The 16,593-nt window shown below is 72.7% G+C and carries 15 protein-coding genes; 4 read left to right on the top strand and 11 right to left on the bottom strand.

The annotated features are described in order from the left end of the window. From IDM29_RS08435 to IDM29_RS08400, 8 genes are all read right to left on the bottom strand, one after another. Positions 1–1,151, bottom strand: a 1,151-nt coding sequence (locus tag IDM29_RS08435; RefSeq protein ID WP_188037418.1) for a thymidine phosphorylase, incomplete at its 3' end; no start/stop codon positions are given. Next, the gene (locus IDM29_RS08430) at positions 1,148–1,558 is read right to left on the bottom strand and encodes a cytidine deaminase (RefSeq protein ID WP_255491780.1); all 411 of its coding nucleotides are present in this window, start codon (positions 1,556–1,558) and stop codon (positions 1,148–1,150) included. The genes IDM29_RS08430 and IDM29_RS08435, both read right to left, overlap by 4 nt. A 7-nt stretch (positions 1,559–1,565) precedes the next feature. Then, positions 1,566–2,861, bottom strand: a complete 1,296-nt coding sequence (locus tag IDM29_RS08425) for an ABC transporter permease (protein ID WP_182113345.1) — start codon at positions 2,859–2,861, stop codon at positions 1,566–1,568. Next, positions 2,858–4,093: an ABC transporter permease gene (locus tag IDM29_RS08420; RefSeq protein WP_255491779.1), complete on the bottom strand. Its 1,236-nt coding sequence runs from the start codon at positions 4,091–4,093 to the stop codon at positions 2,858–2,860. Before IDM29_RS08420 ends, IDM29_RS08425 begins: the two co-directional genes overlap by 4 nt. Further along, entirely contained in the window at positions 4,090–5,664 is a 1,575-nt protein-coding gene (locus IDM29_RS08415) for an ABC transporter ATP-binding protein (protein ID WP_188037417.1), read from the bottom strand. The genes IDM29_RS08420 and IDM29_RS08415 overlap by 4 nt, the downstream gene beginning before the upstream one ends. A gap of 214 nt (positions 5,665–5,878) precedes the next feature. Further along, a complete protein-coding gene (locus IDM29_RS08410) occupies positions 5,879–6,997 on the bottom strand; it encodes a BMP family protein (RefSeq protein ID WP_182113343.1) in 1,119 nt (372 codons plus the stop codon). 221 nt (positions 6,998–7,218) lie between these two features. After that, positions 7,219–8,451, bottom strand: a complete 1,233-nt coding sequence (locus IDM29_RS08405; protein WP_223148118.1) for an amidohydrolase — start codon at positions 8,449–8,451, stop codon at positions 7,219–7,221. Positions 8,452–8,487: 36 nt separating this feature from the next. After that, complete coding sequence (locus IDM29_RS08400) at positions 8,488–9,618, bottom strand: mannose-1-phosphate guanylyltransferase (protein ID WP_188037416.1); 1,131 nt, start codon at positions 9,616–9,618, stop codon at positions 8,488–8,490. 214 nt (positions 9,619–9,832) lie between these two features. On the opposite strand from IDM29_RS08400, the gene sdhC reads away from it, so the two are divergent. Genes sdhC through IDM29_RS08380 form a run of 4 tightly spaced genes read left to right on the top strand, consistent with a single transcriptional unit; the run spans position 9,833 to position 13,253 of the window. Beyond that, a complete protein-coding gene (sdhC, locus tag IDM29_RS08395) occupies positions 9,833–10,213 on the top strand; it encodes a succinate dehydrogenase, cytochrome b556 subunit (RefSeq protein WP_182113340.1) in 381 nt (126 codons plus the stop codon). After that, positions 10,213–10,677: a succinate dehydrogenase hydrophobic membrane anchor subunit gene (locus IDM29_RS08390; RefSeq protein ID WP_182113339.1), complete on the top strand. Its 465-nt coding sequence runs from the start codon at positions 10,213–10,215 to the stop codon at positions 10,675–10,677. The genes sdhC and IDM29_RS08390 overlap by 1 nt, the downstream gene beginning before the upstream one ends. Positions 10,678–10,704: 27 nt before the next feature. Further along, positions 10,705–12,486: a succinate dehydrogenase flavoprotein subunit gene (gene sdhA, locus IDM29_RS08385; protein ID WP_182113338.1), complete on the top strand. Its 1,782-nt coding sequence runs from the start codon at positions 10,705–10,707 to the stop codon at positions 12,484–12,486. Beyond that, positions 12,486–13,253, top strand: a complete 768-nt coding sequence (locus IDM29_RS08380) for a succinate dehydrogenase iron-sulfur subunit (protein WP_182113337.1) — start codon at positions 12,486–12,488, stop codon at positions 13,251–13,253. Before sdhA ends, IDM29_RS08380 begins: the two co-directional genes overlap by 1 nt. A gap of 285 nt (positions 13,254–13,538) precedes the next feature. Here the strand turns inward: IDM29_RS08380 and IDM29_RS08375 are convergent, their stop codons facing one another. From IDM29_RS08375 to trpS, 3 genes are all read right to left on the bottom strand, one after another. Beyond that, complete coding sequence (locus IDM29_RS08375; RefSeq protein WP_182113336.1) at positions 13,539–14,489, bottom strand: endonuclease domain-containing protein; 951 nt, start codon at positions 14,487–14,489, stop codon at positions 13,539–13,541. Positions 14,490–14,859: 370 nt separating this feature from the next. Next, the gene (locus tag IDM29_RS08370) at positions 14,860–15,405 is read right to left on the bottom strand and encodes a 2'-5' RNA ligase family protein (protein WP_182113335.1); all 546 of its coding nucleotides are present in this window, start codon (positions 15,403–15,405) and stop codon (positions 14,860–14,862) included. Beyond that, entirely contained in the window at positions 15,402–16,439 is a 1,038-nt protein-coding gene (trpS, locus tag IDM29_RS08365) for a tryptophan--tRNA ligase (RefSeq protein ID WP_182113334.1), read from the bottom strand. Before trpS ends, IDM29_RS08370 begins: the two co-directional genes overlap by 4 nt. Positions 16,440–16,593 lie beyond the last annotated feature (154 nt).

Below are 16,593 nucleotides of genomic sequence, written 5' to 3'. Positions count from 1 at the left end.
GCGCCGGGCTTGGCGTGCAGCTCGACGCCCGCACCCGCCTGGACCACGTCCTCGCGGCGCGCACGGCCGGCGCCCAGGCGCCACGCCGCGACGCCGACCGCGAGCGCGTCGAGCTCGACGAGCACGCCGTCGGCCGGCGCGAAGACCACCTCGGTCTCGCGCGCCACCGGCAGCGCGGCGTCAGGGTCGCCGCCCTGGGCGGCGATCATGCGCCGCCACACGTCCATCGCGCGGCCGTCGGCGAGCGCGTCCGCCGGGTCGACGTCGTCGCGACCGGCCGAGGCGAGCATCTCCCGGGCCAGGGCCACGGTCAGCTCCACGACGTCGGGCGGGCCGCCGCCGGCCAGCACCTCGACCGACTCGCGGACCTCGAGCGCGTTGCCCGCGGTCAGGCCGAGCGGCGTCGACATGTCGGTGAGCAGCGCGACGGTGCGCACACCGGCGTCGGTGCCGAGCTCGACCATCGTCCGGGCGAGCTCCGACGCGCGGTCGAGGTCCTTCATGAACGCGCCGCTGCCGACCTTGACGTCGAGGACGAGCGAGCCCGTGCCCTCGGCGATCTTCTTGCTCATGATCGAGCTGGCGATGAGCGGGATGGCCTCGACCGTCCCCGTCACGTCGCGCAGGGCGTAGAGCTTGCGGTCGGCGGGCGCCAGGCCCGAGCCCGCCTGGCAGATGACCGCGCCCACGTCCTCGAGCTGGCGCATCATCTCGTCGTTGGTCAGCGCCGCGCGCCAGCCGGGGATCGCCTCGAGCTTGTCGAGCGTGCCGCCGGTGTGGCCGAGGCCGCGCCCGGACAGCTGCGGGACGGCGACGCCGTAGGCCGCGACCAGCGGCGCGAGGGGCAGCGTGATCTTGTCGCCCACGCCGCCGGTGGAGTGCTTGTCCGCCGTCGGACGCGAGAGGCCGGAGAAGTCCAGCCGCTCGCCCGAGGCGATCATCGCGGCGGTCCAGCGGGCGATCTCGGCCCGCTCCATGCCGTTGAGCAGGATCGCCATCGCGAGCGCGGCCATCTGCTCCTCCGCCACGACCCCGCGGGTGTAGGCGTCGACGACCCAGTCGATCTGGGCGTCGTCGAGCCGGCCGCCGTCGCGCTTGGTGCGGATGACGTCCACGGCGTCGTGCGCCTCGTGGCGCGGTGCGGCGCTCATGCCCGCTCCACCAGGTCGGCCGGCCCGAAGGCGTCCGGCAGCACCTCGGTCATCGGGCGGATCCCGCTCACCGTGTCGACGAGCAGCGTGGGGCCACCCGCCTCCCACAGCAGCTGGCGGCACCGGCCGCAGGGCATCAGCGCGTTGCCGTGCCGGTCCACGCACGCGAACGCCACGAGGCGCCCGCCGCCGGAGGTGTGCAGCGCACCGACGAGAGCGCACTCCGCGCACAGGCCCACGCCGTACGAGGCGTTCTCCACGTTGCAGCCGACGACGACACGGCCGTCGTCGACGAGCGCGGCGCAGCCGACCGGGAACTCGGAGTAGGGCACGTACGCCCGGGTCATCACGTCGCGGGCGGCAGCGCGCAGCGCCTCCCAGTCGACGTCGGGGGTCTGGCGGGTCACGAGAGCCTCAATTCTTGTAGGGGATGCCCTCGGCGGCGGGCGCGCGGACGCGTCCCACGAGGCCGGCGACGGCGAAGATCGTCGCGAGGTACGGGAGCATCGAGAGGAACTGGCTGGGGACGGGCGAGCCGAGGTTGTTGAGCACCTGGCGCAGCGAGTCCGCGAAGCCGAACAGCAGGGCGGCCGCGAGGGCGCCCTTGGGGCTCCACCGGCCCAGGATCATGGCGGCGAGCGCGATGTAGCCCTTGCCGCTCGTCAGCTCCTTGTTGAAGGCGAGCCCGGCCGAGACGAGCGCGGCGCCGCCGAGCCCGGCGACCGCGCCGCCCAGCACGGTGTTCAGCACACGCGTCCGGTTGACCTTGATGCCCACCGTGTCCGCCGCCTTCGGGTGCTCGCCGACGGCGCGCATCCGCAGGCCCCAGCGGCTGCGGAACACCATCACCTGGAGCACCGCCACGACGACGTACATGAGGTAGACGATGATCGAGTGCTTGAAGAGCACCGGTCCCAGCACGGGGATCTCGGACAGCACCGGGATGGCCAGGGTGGGCAGCCGGGGCGGCGAGTTCAACGCGTCGGTGTTCTCCGACAGGACCGTCGAGAACAGGTAGTTGGTCACGCCCACGACGAGCACGTTGAGCACGACGCCGACGATGATCTGGTCGATCCAGTAGCGCACCGCGAACATCACGAGCACCGCGCCGACGAGCGCGCCGGCGACGGGCGCCGCGATCAGCCCCGCGTAGGGGTTCTCGGTCAGGCTCGCGACGACGACGGCGAGGAACGCGCCGGCCAGGAACTGGCCCTCGATCGCGATGTTGATGATGCCCGACCGCTCGCACAGCAGGCCGGCGAGCGAGCCGAAGACCAGCGGGACGGCGAGCGTCAGCGCACCCGTGAGGAGCACGGTCAACGGCATCGCGTTGCTGTTCCCGGCCATCACCCACACCAGGAAGGCCAGGAGGACGACGCCGCCGAACGTCAGCTGGACCCACGTGGGGACCGTCCTGCGGTTCGCGGTGAGCCAGGTGGCCCAGCCACCGAGGCCGAGGGCGAGCAGGGACAGCACGAGCGCCGTCGCCCGCGACGGGACCCCGAACGTGGCGATGTGGACCATGTCGGTGCTCGTCGCGACGAGGAAGCGGGTGGTGTCCCCGCTCGGCGTCAGGAGCCCGAAGACGACGAGCGCGAGGAGCCCGACGCCGAGGTAGAGGACCGGGCCGCGCCAGGAGATGCGTGCCTGGGCGCCCGCACCGGCGGGTTCGACGACCGTGCTGGGCACGGGATCGATCTGGATGCTCATGCGCTGGCCTCCTTCATGCGGTAGCCGAAGAGCTGCGCGATCCGGTGCAGCGGGGAGAGCTCGCGGACCAGGACGGGCGCCGCGATGAGCAGCACGATCGAGGCCTGGATGACGAGGATGATGTCGATCGGGGTGTCGGCCGAGGTCTGCATGAGCGGCGATCCGGCGCGCAGGGCACCGAACAGCAGCGCAGCCAGGACCGTGCCGACCGGCTTCGAGCGCCCCAGCAGTGCGACGGTGATGGCGTCGAAGCCGATGTTGCCGGCGCTCGACTCCTGCAGCGTCCGGTCCGTGCCGAGGATCTGCATCGCGCCGCCGAGGCCCGCCAGGCCACCGGCGACGAGCATGACCGTGACGAACACGACGTTGACGCGGATGCCGGCCGTGCGGGCGGCGCGCTGGTTGGCCCCGACCGCCCGGAACTGGAACCCGAGCACCGAGCGCTCCATGAGCCACCACACGGCGACCGCCGCGAGCAGCGCGACGACGAAGCCCCAGTGCAGCCGGAACTGCTCGCCCAGCATGCGGGGCATGAGCGAGTTCGGCCCGACCGGGGGCGAGATCGGGCGGGTCCCGCCCTGGCGCAGCACGGTCGTGGTCAGCAGGAACGCCACGAGGTAGGTCGCGATCGAGTTGAGCATGATCGTGACGATGACCTCGTTCGCCCCCGTCCGGGCCTTGAGGAAGCCGGCGATGCCCGCCCAGAGGGCCCCGACGACGATCGCCGCGACGCACGCGGCCACGACGTGGAGCACGACCGGCAGGGTGAAGGTGATGCCGAAGAAGGTCGCCGCCGCGGCGCCCATGAGCACCTGGCCCTGCGCACCGATGTTGAACAGCCCCGAACGGAACGCGACCGCGAGGCCGAGGCCGGCGAGGATGAGCGGCACGGACGCCGTCATCGTCTCGGTGATCGGCCGGACCCGCCGCAGGCCCTCGGCCTGGTAGTCGAAGACGGCGCCGCGGAAGAGCGCGGAGTACGCCGAGTAGACGGCGTCCCATGCCGCGGTGAGGAGGTCCGTGGGCCGCGAGAAGAAGTAGACGGCCGCGTCCTGCACCTCGGCGTTCGCGGCGGCGATCAGCACGGAGGACGCGATGAGGGCCATGACGATCGCGAGCGTGATCGTCAGCCACGAGGCGTCCAGGACGCGCTGCAGGAGACCGGGCCCGCCGCGGCCCGTCGGTGTGCTCGGCTGCGCGGACGGCGCGACGAGCGTGTCGGTGGTGCTCACAGGGGGATCCCGTCGATCGTTCCGGCCTCGCTGAGGGCGGTGTGGTGGGAAGCGGCCGCGCGCTGGGCCTCCTCGAGCGGCGCGCCGGCCATCATCAGGCCGAGGACGTCACGGCTCGTGCTGCCCGGCACGACGCCGACGACCTTGCCCCGGTACATCACCGCGATGCGGTCGGCGAGGGCGAGGACCTCGTCGAGCTCGGTGGAGATGATCACCACGGGCGTGCCGTGGTCGCGCTCGGCGACGATCCGCTTGTGCACGAACTCGATGGAGCCCACGTCGAGGCCGCGCGTGGGCTGGCTCGCGACGAGCAGGCGCAGCGGCCGGGACATCTCCCGCGCGAGGACGACCTTCTGCTGGTTGCCCCCCGACAGCGTGCTGATGGGGTCGTGCACCGAGGTGAGGCGGACGTCGAACTCCTGGACCGCGCGTGCCGCGTTCGCGGCCACCCGCGACGGGGACAGCGACCCGTAGCTGGCGAACGGCTTCTCGCCGTGCAGGTCGAGGATGAGGTTCTCCGCGATGGAGAAGGACGAGATCAGGCCGTCGGTGCTGCGGTCCTCGGGGACGAAGCCGACACCCGCGCGCAGGACCTCGTCGACGCTGCGGCCGAGGAGCTCGTTCCCGTCGAGCGTGATCGAGCCGCCGGACGCGCTGCGCAGGCCCAGGATCGCCTCGGCGAGCTCGGACTGCCCGTTGCCCTGGACACCGGCGATCGCGAGGATCTCGCTGCGGTGGACGTCGAGGCTCACCCCGTCGACCACGCGCGCCCCGCTGGGGTCGATGACCGTCAGGTCGCGCACCTGGAAGGTCGCGTCGCCCGGGTCGGTCGGCTGCTTGTCCACGCCCAGGTCGACCGTGCGGCCGACCATGAGCGAGGCGAGCTTCGCCTCGCTGTCGCTGGGGTCCGCGGTGCCGACGACGGTCCCGCGCCGGATGACCGAGATCCGGTCGGCCACGGCGCGGACCTCGCGCAGCTTGTGCGTGATGAAGACGATCGAGGTCCCGGCGTCCTTGAGCTGGCGCATGATCGCGATGAGCTCGTCGGTCTCCTGCGGCGTGAGGACCGCCGTGGGCTCGTCGAGGATGAGGATCTTCGCGTCGCGGCTCAGCGCCTTGATGATCTCGACGCGCTGCTGGACCCCGACCGGCAGGTCCTCGACCAGCGCGTCCGGGTCGACCGCGAAGCCGAACCGGTCCGAGATCTCGCGCACCAGGGCGCGGGCCCGCGCCAGGTCGATGAGGCCGCCGCCCGACGTCGGCTCGTGGCCGAGCACGACGTTCTCCGCGACCGTGAAGACGGGGACGAGCATGAAGTGCTGGTGCACCATGCCGATCCCGGCGGCCATGGCCTGGCCGGGGCCCGTGAAGAAGACGGGCTTGCCGTTGATGACGATCTGGCCCTCGTCCGGCCGGTAGAGGCCGTACAGGACGTTCATCAGGGTGGACTTGCCCGCGCCGTTCTCCCCGAGCAGGGCGTGGATCTCCCCCGGCTCGAAGGTCAGGCTGATGGCGTTGTTGGCCACGAGCGGACCGAACCGCTTCGTGATCCCCTCGAGCTGGAGCCTCATGGCGTGTCCTCGCCCGGCTGTACCTGCGTCACGGCGTCGTCGCCCTTCCCGAACGGTGGTGGTGCTCCTGCTGTCCCGAGCCTAGTGACGCGCCCATGCGCCCGGCAGGACCTCGTCCCGACGGGGACGCGGAGGCTTCGTGCTACACAGGCCGGTGGCCCGGGGCGTGCGCCCCGGGCCACCACCTGCGTCATGCTCTCGAGTGAGATCTAGCTCACTCGACGGGCGTCGCCGAGGGCGACTCGACGACGATCTCGCCGTTGATGATCTGCTCGCGCAGGGCGTCGACCTGCTCGACGAGCGCCGGGTCGACCGTGCTCTCGAAGTCGTGCAGCGGCGCGAGGTCCACGCCACCGTTCTCCAGCGTGCCCACGTACGGCTCGTTCGAGAACTCGCCGTCGACCGCCGAGGCGATCGTGTCGAACACGGCGGTGCCGATCTGCTTGATGACCGAGGTCAGGATGAGGTTCTTGGTGTCCGCGTTGGACTCCTGCTCGTAGCCGTCCGAGTCGACCCAGATGACCGAGACGCCGTCGGCCTGCGAGGCGGCGTTGAGCGAGCCCGCGCCGACGGGGCCGGCGACCGGGAGGATGACGTCCGCGCCCGAGGCGATGAACTGCTCGGTGGTGGTGCGGCCGCCCTCGGTGTTGCTGAAGTCGCCGATCATGGAGCCGTTCTGGGCCTCCTTGTCCCACCCGAGGACGGCGACGGACGCGCCGTTGTCCTCGTTGAACTTCTCGACGCCGTCCACGAAGCCGTCCATGAAGATCGTGACGGACGGGAAGGGCAGGCCGCCGTACGTCGCGACGGTGCCGGTCTCGCTCGTGCCCGCCGCGAGGTAGCCGGCGAGGTACGCGGCCTCCTGCGTGTTGAACAGGAGGGGCTTGGCGTTGTCGAGCGTGACGGGGCTGAAGTCGTCGGCGCTGAACGCGCTGTCGACGAGCGCGAACTGGATGTCCGGGTTCGCCTCGGCCGCGGCCTGGATCGGGTCCTCGAGCGCGAAGCCGACGCCGATGATGAGGTCGCAGCCCTCCTGGACCATCGAGTCGACGTTGGCCGTGTACTGGCCGGGGTCGGACGACTCGGCCGTGCGGGTCTCGATGCCGAGCTCCTCCTTGGCACGCTCGAGGCCCAGGAAGCCGGACTCGTTGAAGGACGCGTCGTCGAAGCCGCCCTCGTCCGAGACCATGCACGCGGTGAAGTCGACGGTCGCCTCGGCCGTCTCCTCGGTACCGGCGGTCGACTCGGTCTCCTCCTCGGGGGCCGCGCCACAGGCACTCAGGGTCAGTGCTGCGGCGGCCGTCAGCACCGCTGCTCGCGTCAGTCTCTTCACGTCGTCACTCCTGTTTGTGTCAGCCGACCGGGCGCGCTCGACGGGTGCTGCGGGGGATGTGCGGCGTTCCTCGGGCGTGCTCCGCACCAGTGGCACCTGACCGACTGGTGTACGGCGAAACCATAACTCCCACCGAGGGCGCGATTGTTACCGGCTGGTACGAACGAGGGGTCGTTACGCAACCGGAATGTTGGCGGGGCCTCCGCCGCGCGCGGCCGGACTCAGGCGGGCGACGCCGGCGCGGCCGCCGCGTCGTTGCCGGCCAGCACCGCGACCCGCGCCAGCAGCCGGGCGCCGACGCCGATCGCGCGCTCGTCGACGTCGAGGTCGCCCTGGTGCAGGTCGAAGGTGCGCCCGCCCGGCACCCGCGTGCCCAGGCGCGCCATGGCACCCGGTGCGCGCGTGAGGAGCCACGCGAAGTCCTCGCCGCCGAGCGACTGCTCCGTGAGCTCGACCGAGTGCCTGCCGAGCACCTCGCGGGCGGCCGCGTCGAGCAGGCGCGTCGAGGCGGCGTCGTTGTCGACGGGCGGCACGCCGCGCAGGTGCTGCACGTCGACGTCGACGCCGTAGGGCGCGACGACCTGCTCGACGGCCTCCCGCAGCACCGCGGACGCCTCCTCCCACGCGCGCCCCTCGAGGCAGCGCAGGGTGCCCCGGACCGTGCCGCTCGCGGGGATCGCGTTGCTCGCGCTGCCCGCGTGGACCTGCCCCCAGGTGAGGTTCACGCCCGAGCGCGGGTCCAGGCGCCGGCCCAGCACCGCGGGGACCTGCGTGATGACCTGGCCGAGCGCGAAGACGACGTCGGCCGTCAGGTGGGGGCGCGACGTGTGGCCGCCGGCGCCCGTCAACGTCACCGTGACGGGGTCCGACGCCGAGGTGATCGGGCCGATGCGCGTGCCCACGCGGCCGACGTCGAGCTTCGGGTCGCAGTGCACCGCGAAGACCTGGGACACGCCGTCCATCGCCCCGGCCTCGATGATGTCCAGGGCGCCGCCGGGCTGGACCTCCTCCGCGGGCTGGAAGACGAGCCGCACGCCCGTCGCGAGGCGGCCCTCCTCGGCGAGCCGGGCGAGCACGAGCCCGGCCCCCAGGACGGCGGCGACGTGCACGTCGTGCCCGCACGCGTGCGAGAGGCCGGGGACGGTCGAGCGCCACGGGTGGCGGCAGACGTCCGGCACGGGCAGCGCGTCGAGGTCGGCGCGCAGCGCGATGCGTCGGCGGCCGGTCGCCACGGGGCTCGGCCCGAGGTCGCACACCACGCCCGTGCCCGGCAGCATGCGCGGGCTCAGCCCGGCGCGGCGCAGGCGGTCCGCGACGAGGTCCGAGGTGCGCCGCTCGGTGCGGGCGACCTCCGGGTGAGCGTGCAGGTCGCGGCGGATCTCGACGAGCTCGTCGACGAGGGCGTCGACCAGCCCGTTCAGGTGGTCGACCGGGACGGTGGGGGCGGAGTCCAGCACGCGCCGAGCCTAGTTCGTCGCGCCCGCACCGCCTCAGAGCAGGTCCGTGCGGCCCCGCTCGCGGACCGTGTCCACCACCGCCTTGAGCCCCTGCGCCCGCGCGCGGGTCGTGACCAGGAGCGCGTCGGGCGTGTCGACCACCACGACGTCGTCGAGCCCGAGGACGGCCACCAGGCGTCCGGTCCCGGGCACCACGAGGGCGCCGGTCGCGTCGAGCGCCAGCGCGTCGTCGGCCGGCCCGAGGACGCGGGTGCCGTGCTCGTCCGCGGGCAGCAGGTCGCCGAGCGACGCGAAGTCGCCGACGTCGTCCCAGCTGAAGGCGCCGTCGACGACCGCGACGCCGCCCTCGGCCGCGACCGGCTCGGCGATGGCGTGGTCGATCGCGATCCGCAGCAGGCCCGGCCACACGCGCGCCAGGACGTCGTCGCGGTCGGGCGTGTCCCACGCCGCCGCGATCTCGAGCAGCCCGGCGTGGAGCTGGGGGTGCTGCCGCTCGAGGTGGCCGAGGAGCACCTCCGCCCGCACCACGAACATGCCGGCGTTCCAGCGGTACTCCCCCGTCGCCAGGTACGCCGCGGCGGTCTCGGCGTCCGGCTTCTCGGTGAAGTCGACCACGTGGCGTGCGCCCGGCGCGTCGGCGAGCCCGAGGGGCTCGCCCTGGTGCACGTAGCCGAAGGCGGTCGACGGGCTGCTCGCCGGGATGCCGACCGTGACCACGTACCCCGCGCGGGCCGCCGCGACGGCCTCCCGGACCGCCGTGGTGAAGCCGGGGCCCGCGTCGATGACGTGGTCCGCCGCGAACGAGCCCACGACGACGTCGTCCTCGCGGCGGGCGAGGACCGCGGCGGCGAGGCCGATGGCAGCCATGGAGTCGCGCGGCGACGGCTCCGCGAGCACCGCCCCGGCGCCCAGCTCGGGCACCTGCGCGCGGACGGCGTCCTCGTGCGCCCGCCCGGTGACCACCACCACGCCGTCGGGCCCGGTGAGCGGGAGGAGCCGGTCGACCGTCCCCTGCAGGAGGGTGCGCCCCGTCCCGGTCAGGTCGTGCAGGAACTTCGGCGCCCCCGCGCGCGAGAGGGGCCAGAGCCGCGTGCCGGCGCCACCCGCGGGCACGATCGCCCGGAATCCCGGGATGAGGGCCGCGGTCGTGGACTCGTCCGTCATGGGAGGCGATCCTGCCAGGTCGCCGGGAGCCCGGCCGATCTGTGTCGTTGGTCACAAACCGTCCCGAGCGGGACCCGTGTCCCTCGACAGCGGGCGCTCGTGTGCTCGGGCCGAAGCTAGAGTCGGCCCTACAGTGACTCCGGGTCCTGGGGCGCGCCGTGCGCGGCCCGGGCCGGACGACGACGTCTCTCTACCCGCCCGGGAGGAATCTCCAGTGCCCGAAGCACCGGCTGGCACGCTCTACCGCGGCCGCGAGGGGATGTGGTCCTGGGTCGCGCACCGCGTGACCGGCTTCCTCATCTTCTTCTTCCTCCTCGTGCACGTGCTCGACACCTCGCTGGTCCGGGTCTCCCCCGAGGCGTACAACGCGGTCATCGGCACGTACAAGAACCCCGTGATGGGCCTCGGCGAGGCCGGCCTCGTCGCCGCCATCGTCTTCCACGCCTTCAACGGCATCCGCGTCATGCTGATCGACTTCTGGTCGCAGGGACCGCGCTACCAGCGGGTCATGCTCTGGATCGTCATCGGCCTCTTCGTCGTGACCATGGCGGGCTTCCTGCCGCGGCACCTCATGAACGTCTTCGGGGGGCACTGATGCCCGATCTCGCCACGCACGCGCCGGCCGTCGCCGCGCCGCGCAGCCCGCGCTCCGGGCGCCGCACGAGCCGCACGAACTACGAGCTCTACGGCTGGATGTTCATGCGGGGATCGGGCGCGCTCCTGCTCGTCCTGATCTTCGGTCACCTGTTCATGAACCTCATCGACGGTGACGGCATCAACGCCATCGACTTCGGCTTCGTGGCCGGCAAGTGGGCCTCCCCGCTGTGGCAGGTCTGGGACCTGCTGATGCTCTGGCTCGCGATGATCCACGGCACCAACGGCGTGCGGACGATCATCAACGACTACGCGGAGCGGACCGGCACGCGCATCGTGCTCAAGAGCGCGCTGTACCTGTCGTTCGTCGTCGTCGTCGTGCTCGGCACCCTCGTGATCTACACGTTCGAGCCGTGCCCCGCCGGCGCCCCGGCGGACCTCCTGCCCTCCTTCTGCACCGCCTGAAGCACGAGACAAGGACCGAACACCCTGATGCAGACCCACCAGTACGACGTCGTCATCGTCGGTGCCGGCGGCGCGGGGATGCGGGCGGCGCTCGAGTCCTCGACCCGCGCCCGCACCGCGGTGCTCACCAAGCTGTACCCGACGCGCTCGCACACGGGCGCGGCGCAGGGCGGCATGTGCGCCGCCCTCGCGAACGTCGAGGACGACAACTGGGAGTGGCACACCTTCGACACCGTCAAGGGCGGTGACTACCTCGTCGACCAGGACGCGGCCGAGGTGATGGCCAAGGAGGCCATCGACGCGGTCCTCGACCTGGAGCGCATGGGCCTGCCGTTCAACCGGACGCCCGAGGGCAAGATCGACCAGCGCCGGTTCGGCGGCCACACCCGCAACCACGGCGAGGCCGCCGTGCGCCGGTCCTGCTACGCCGCGGACCGCACCGGGCACATGATCCTGCAGACGCTCTACCAGCAGTGCGTCAAGCAGGACGTCGAGTTCTTCAACGAGTTCTACGTGCTCGACGTGCTCCTCACGCACGACCTCGCGACGGGCGACGTGCCCGACGGCGAGCCGGTCGCCGTGAGCGGCGTGGTCGCCTACGAGCTCGCGACGGGCGAGATCCACGTCTTCCGCGCCAAGTCCGTGGTCTTCGCGACCGGCGGCGCGGGCAAGATCTTCAAGACGACGTCGAACGCCCACACCCTCACGGGTGACGGCATGGCGCTCGCGCTGCGGCGCGGCATCCCGCTCGAGGACATGGAGTTCTTCCAGTTCCACCCGACGGGCCTCGCGGGCCTGGGCATCCTGCTCTCGGAGGCCGCGCGCGGCGAGGGCGGCATCCTGCGCAACAGCGAGGGCGAGCGCTTCATGGAGCGGTACGCCCCGACCATCAAGGACCTCGCGCCGCGCGACATCGTCGCGCGCTCGATGGCGAACGAGGTCCGTGAGGGGCGCGGCTGCGGCCCGAACAAGGACTACGTGCTGCTCGACCTCACGCACCTCGAGCCCGCGCACATCGACGCCAAGCTGCCGGACATCACCGAGTTCGCACGCACCTACCTGGGCATCGAGCCCTACACCGAGCCCGTCCCGGTGTACCCGACCGCGCACTACGCCATGGGCGGCGTGCCGACGACCATCGACGCCGAGGTGCTGCGCAACAACACCGACCGCATCCACGGGCTCTTCGCCGCCGGCGAGGTCGCGTGCGTCTCGGTCCACGGCTCCAACCGCCTCGGCACGAACTCGCTGCTGGACATCAATGTCTTCGGCAAGCGCGCCGGCATCGCGGCCGCCGCCTACGCGGCGACCGCGCCGTGGGTCGAGCTGCCGGAGGACCCGACGGCCGCCGTCGTCACGGAGCTCGAGCGCATGCGCGGCGCCGCGGCGGACGAGCGCGTGTCCGACCTGCGCCGCGCGCTGCAGGAGACCATGGACGCGAACGCCCAGGTCTTCCGCACCGAGGAGTCCCTCACCCAGGCGCTCGCCGACGTGCGGGCCCTGAAGAAGCGCTACCTGAACGTCGGCGTCCAGGACAAGGGCCGGCGGTTCAACACGGACCTCCTCGAGGCGGTCGAGCTGGGCTTCCTGCTCGACCTGGCCGAGGTCGTCGTCGTCGGTGCGCTCGCGCGACAGGAGTCCCGCGGGGGACACTTCCGGGAGGACTTCCCGACGCGCGACGACGAGAACTACATGAAGCACACCATGGCCTACGCGAAGGCGACCGGGGTACCGGGCGAGACGCACATCCGGCTGGACACCAAGCCCGTGACCATGACCCGCTACCAGCCGATGGAGCGCAAGTACTGATGACCGCCCTGGACACCCGCGAGGCCGCGCCCGCCCCTGAGGCCGGCGCCGTCCCCACCTTCGAGGTCACCCTCCGCATCCGCCGCTTCAACCCGGACGCGCCCGAGGTCGGCGCGTACTGGGAGAACTTCACGGTCACGGCCCACGGCACGGACCGCGTGCTCGACGCGATGCACAAGATCAAGTGGGAGGTCGACGGGTCGCTGACCTTCCGCCGCTCGTGCGCGCACGGCATCTGCGGCTCCGACGCGATGCGGATCAACGGACGCAACCGGCTGGCGTGCAAGGCCCTGCTCAAGGACCTCGACATCCGCAAGCCGATCGTCGTCGAGCCCATCAAGGGCCTGCCGGTCCAGAAGGACCTCGTCGTCGACATGGAGCCGTTCTTCGCCTCCTACCGCGAGATCATGCCGTTCCTCATCACGAGCGGGAACCAGCCCTCGGCCGAGCGCCTCCAGTCCCCCGAGCAGCGCGAGCGCTTCGACGACACGACCAAGTGCATCCTGTGCGCCGCGTGCACGTCGTCGTGCCCGGTGTTCTGGAACGACGGCCAGTACTTCGGCCCCGCGGCCATCGTCAACGCGCACCGCTTCATCTTCGACAGCCGCGACGAGGGCGGCGCCCAGCGCCTCGAGATCCTCAACGACAAGGAAGGCGTGTGGCGCTGCCGCACGATCTTCAACTGCACCGAGGCGTGCCCCCGCGGCATCGAGGTCACCAAGGCCATCCAGGAGGTCAAGCGCGCGATGATCACCCGCGCGTTCTGACCGAGGCCCCACCTCACCCGTCCCACCCGGCTCACCCCGCACACCCGCGCACCCGCCGCTCCGGGCCGTCGTCCCGAGCGCGGAGCGCTGTCCCGTGTACGGAGCGTCGCGCCCCGTGCGGAGCGTCGTGCCCCGTGCGGAGCGTCGTGCCCCGTGCGGAGCGTCGTGCCCCGTGCGGAGCGTCGTGCCCCGACCGTGGAGCGGCGTGCGCCGACACGCCGGCGCGTCGCGGCACGAGGCTCCACGCTGGCCGGCGCGGGGCGGTCCCCGGCGCCTGCGGCGACCTCAGGGGCCGATGACCCAGCGGCGCTCGTCACCCGGTCGGCGTGCCGCACGGCCGTAGGCCGCCCGCAGTCGCATCTGCCAGGCGCGCGCACCCCCGTCCTCCAGGTCGACCGACGTGGCACGCACGACGACGAGTCCCAGCCGCTCGAGCGTCTCCTGCCGGGCGGCGTCCCGGCTGCGGCGATCGCTGCCCGAGTGGTAGCCGCCGTCGTACTCCGCCACGACGCCGGCATCCGGGTCGAGGAGGTCGACGCGGGCCACGAAGCGGCCGTCCCGGTCCAGGACCTCGACGTTGGCACGCGGACGTGGCAGCCCGGCGCCCACCCAGAGCAGTCTGAGCACCGACTCCTGCGGTGACTCGGCGCCGGCGTCGCACAGCGTGAGCACGCGGCGCGCGGCCGGCCTTCCCTGCCACCTGCCCGGGGCGGCGACGAGCAGGGCGAGGTCGTCGATCGTCATCAGCCGCAGCGCCAGCATCCGGTCGACGGCGATGACCCCCGACGTCACGGGAAGCAGTCGCGCCATGTCGAACGCCGACCGTACCGCGGACGCCACGGTCATCCCGAGGACGCGCTCGCGCTGGCCGTCGGGGACAGGGCTCCGGAACACGCGCACGTCCGGCCGGTGGGTGAGCCTGCTGTCACGCGCGGCGCAGACGAGCACGCGCGCGCACCGCCCGCGGCCGATCGGCCTCTCCTCCCACCGCGGCCCGCCGTCGAAGACCGGGTCCCGCCCGCCCGCCGTCACCTCGTGCAGCCGTGCTGCCGCCCACCCGCCGACGACGGCGTGGGCCGGCAGCTGCGCCGCGACCGCCGCGATCCGTAGGTCCGCGTCCGTCGGGTCCGTGCCGGCCGGCGCCCAGACGCCCCGTCGGAGCGGGACGAGCACGGGGCCGCGAGCGCGTCGGGCACGGCTCGACCGTTCGACGGCGAGGGACACGGCAGGGGTCATGCCGACAGGGTCGGGCACCGGGCCTACGCGCCGCGGGAGGGCCTCGAGCGCCTGTGGACGACGCCGTCCTCCACAGCCCGTGCGATCCACCCGGTAGCCCCACACCGTGCCGCCCTCTCCGAGCGCGGAGCGTGGTGCCGGGACACGCCGGCATGTCGCGGCACGACGCTCCACGGTGGCGGCACGACGCTCCGCACACGGGCACGGCGCACCGCAGCGGGCACGACACTCCGCACAACGGCACGACGCTCCGGCACCGGGCGCCGCAGCGGGCACGGCGCTCCGCAGCGGGCACGACGCTCCGCGCAACGGCACGACGCTCCGCTCCGCGGGACGAGGCTCCGCGCGCGGCCTGGTGGCGCGCCGCGGGTCAGGGGGTCGCGGTGAGGGGGAAGTCGCGGACCGCGCGCCAGACGCCGTCGTCGCCGTGCTCGAAGACCTGGAGGCTGTCCACCTCGAACTCCGCCTCGAATCCCGCGAGCTCGTCGAACGCCCGGTCGAGCGCCTCGTCGGGGACGTCGTGCGCCACCGTCACGTGGGGGTGGTAGTTGAACCGCAGCTCCTGCTCGAGCGGACCGGACCGGACCGCGCGCTCGAGCTGCTCGCACTCGGCGATGCCCTTGACGACCTGGATGAACACGACGTCGGAGACCGGCCGGAACGTCCCGGTGCCGCGCAGCAGGACGGTGAACGGCCCGTGCTCCTTGCCCACGGCCGTCAGGTGGTCCCCGACGACCTCCAGGCGGGACGGCTCCACGACGGTCGGCCCGAGCAGGGTCACGTGCGGCGGGATGTCCTGCGCGAGCGGGTCCCCGAACGAGGCACGCGCCCGCTGCAGCTCGCGCCCGTACGGCTCGGGGACCTGGAGGGCGACACCGATCCGCACCTGGTCCCCGGACCGCTCCGGCAGCCTCACGCCCGCGGTCCCCGCGCCGGCAGCAGCCCGATGGCGTCGCGCACCCGCGCCATCGTGCCGCGCGCGATCGCACCGGCCCGCTCCGCCCCCTCGGCGAGCACGTCGTCGAGCGCGGCCGGGTCGTCGAGGTACGCGCGCACGCGCTCCTGGAAGGGCGTGACGAAGGCCACGACGACGTCGGCGAGGTCGACCTTGAGGTCGCCGTAGCCCTTGCCCTCGTAGTCGGCCACGATCGCCTCGACCGGACGACCGGTCAGCGCCGAGTAGATCGTCAGCAGGTTGGCGATCCCCGGCTTCGCCTCGGCGTCGAACCGGATCTCGCGCTCGGTGTCGGTGACGGCCGAGCGGATCCGCTTCGCGATGACCTTCGGGTCGTCCAGGAGGTCGATGAGGCCGTTCGGCGACGCCGCCGACTTGCTCATCTTCGCCGTCGGCTCCTGCAGGTCGTAGATCTTCGCCGTCTCACGCACGATGTGCGCCGTCGGCACCACGAACATGGGGCCGTACCGGGCGTTCATGCGCTGGGCGAGGTCGCGCGTGATCTCGAGGTGCTGGCGCTGGTCCTCTCCGACGGGGACGAGCGCCGCGTCGTAGAGCAGGATGTCGGCGGCCATGAGCACCGGGTAGGTGAACAGCCCGACCGTCGTGCCCTCGGCGCCCTGCTTCGCGGCCTTGTCCTTGAACTGCGTCATCCGCGACGCCTCGCCGAACCCCGTGTGGCACGACAGGATCCACGCGAGCTCGGTGTGCTCCGGGACGTGGCTCTGCACGAAGAGCACCGAGCGGGCCGGGTCCACGCCCGCGGCCAGGTACTGCGCGGCCGTGCGTCGCGACCGCTCGCGCAGCTGCGCCGGGTCGGGCGAGACGGTCAGCGCGTGCAGGTCCACGACGGTGTAGAGCGCGTCGTGCTCGTCCTGCAGGGCCACCCAGCTCGTCAGCGCCCCGAGGTAGTTGCCCAGGTGCAGGGAGTCCGACGTCGGCTGCATCCCCGAGAGGATGCGCGGCCTCGACGCCGCAGTGGTTGTGCTCGGCATGCCGTGCATTCTGGCAGGTCCGGCAGCGTGCCGACGACGGGTCCCGGTCCCGCGGACCGGGCGCGACGACGGCGCCTCAGGTCGCCTCGTCGTCGAACGGCGCCCGGCCCGCCTCGGCCGGCGCAGCCGCGCCGGCCGGTCCGGCGCCGGTCAC

The organism is Actinotalea sp. JY-7885 (assembly GCF_014525465.1).
GTDB lineage: Bacteria > Actinomycetota > Actinomycetes > Actinomycetales > Cellulomonadaceae > Actinotalea.
Note: the sequence above shows the minus strand (reverse complement) of the source record. Positions and strands in the feature narration are given on the sequence as shown.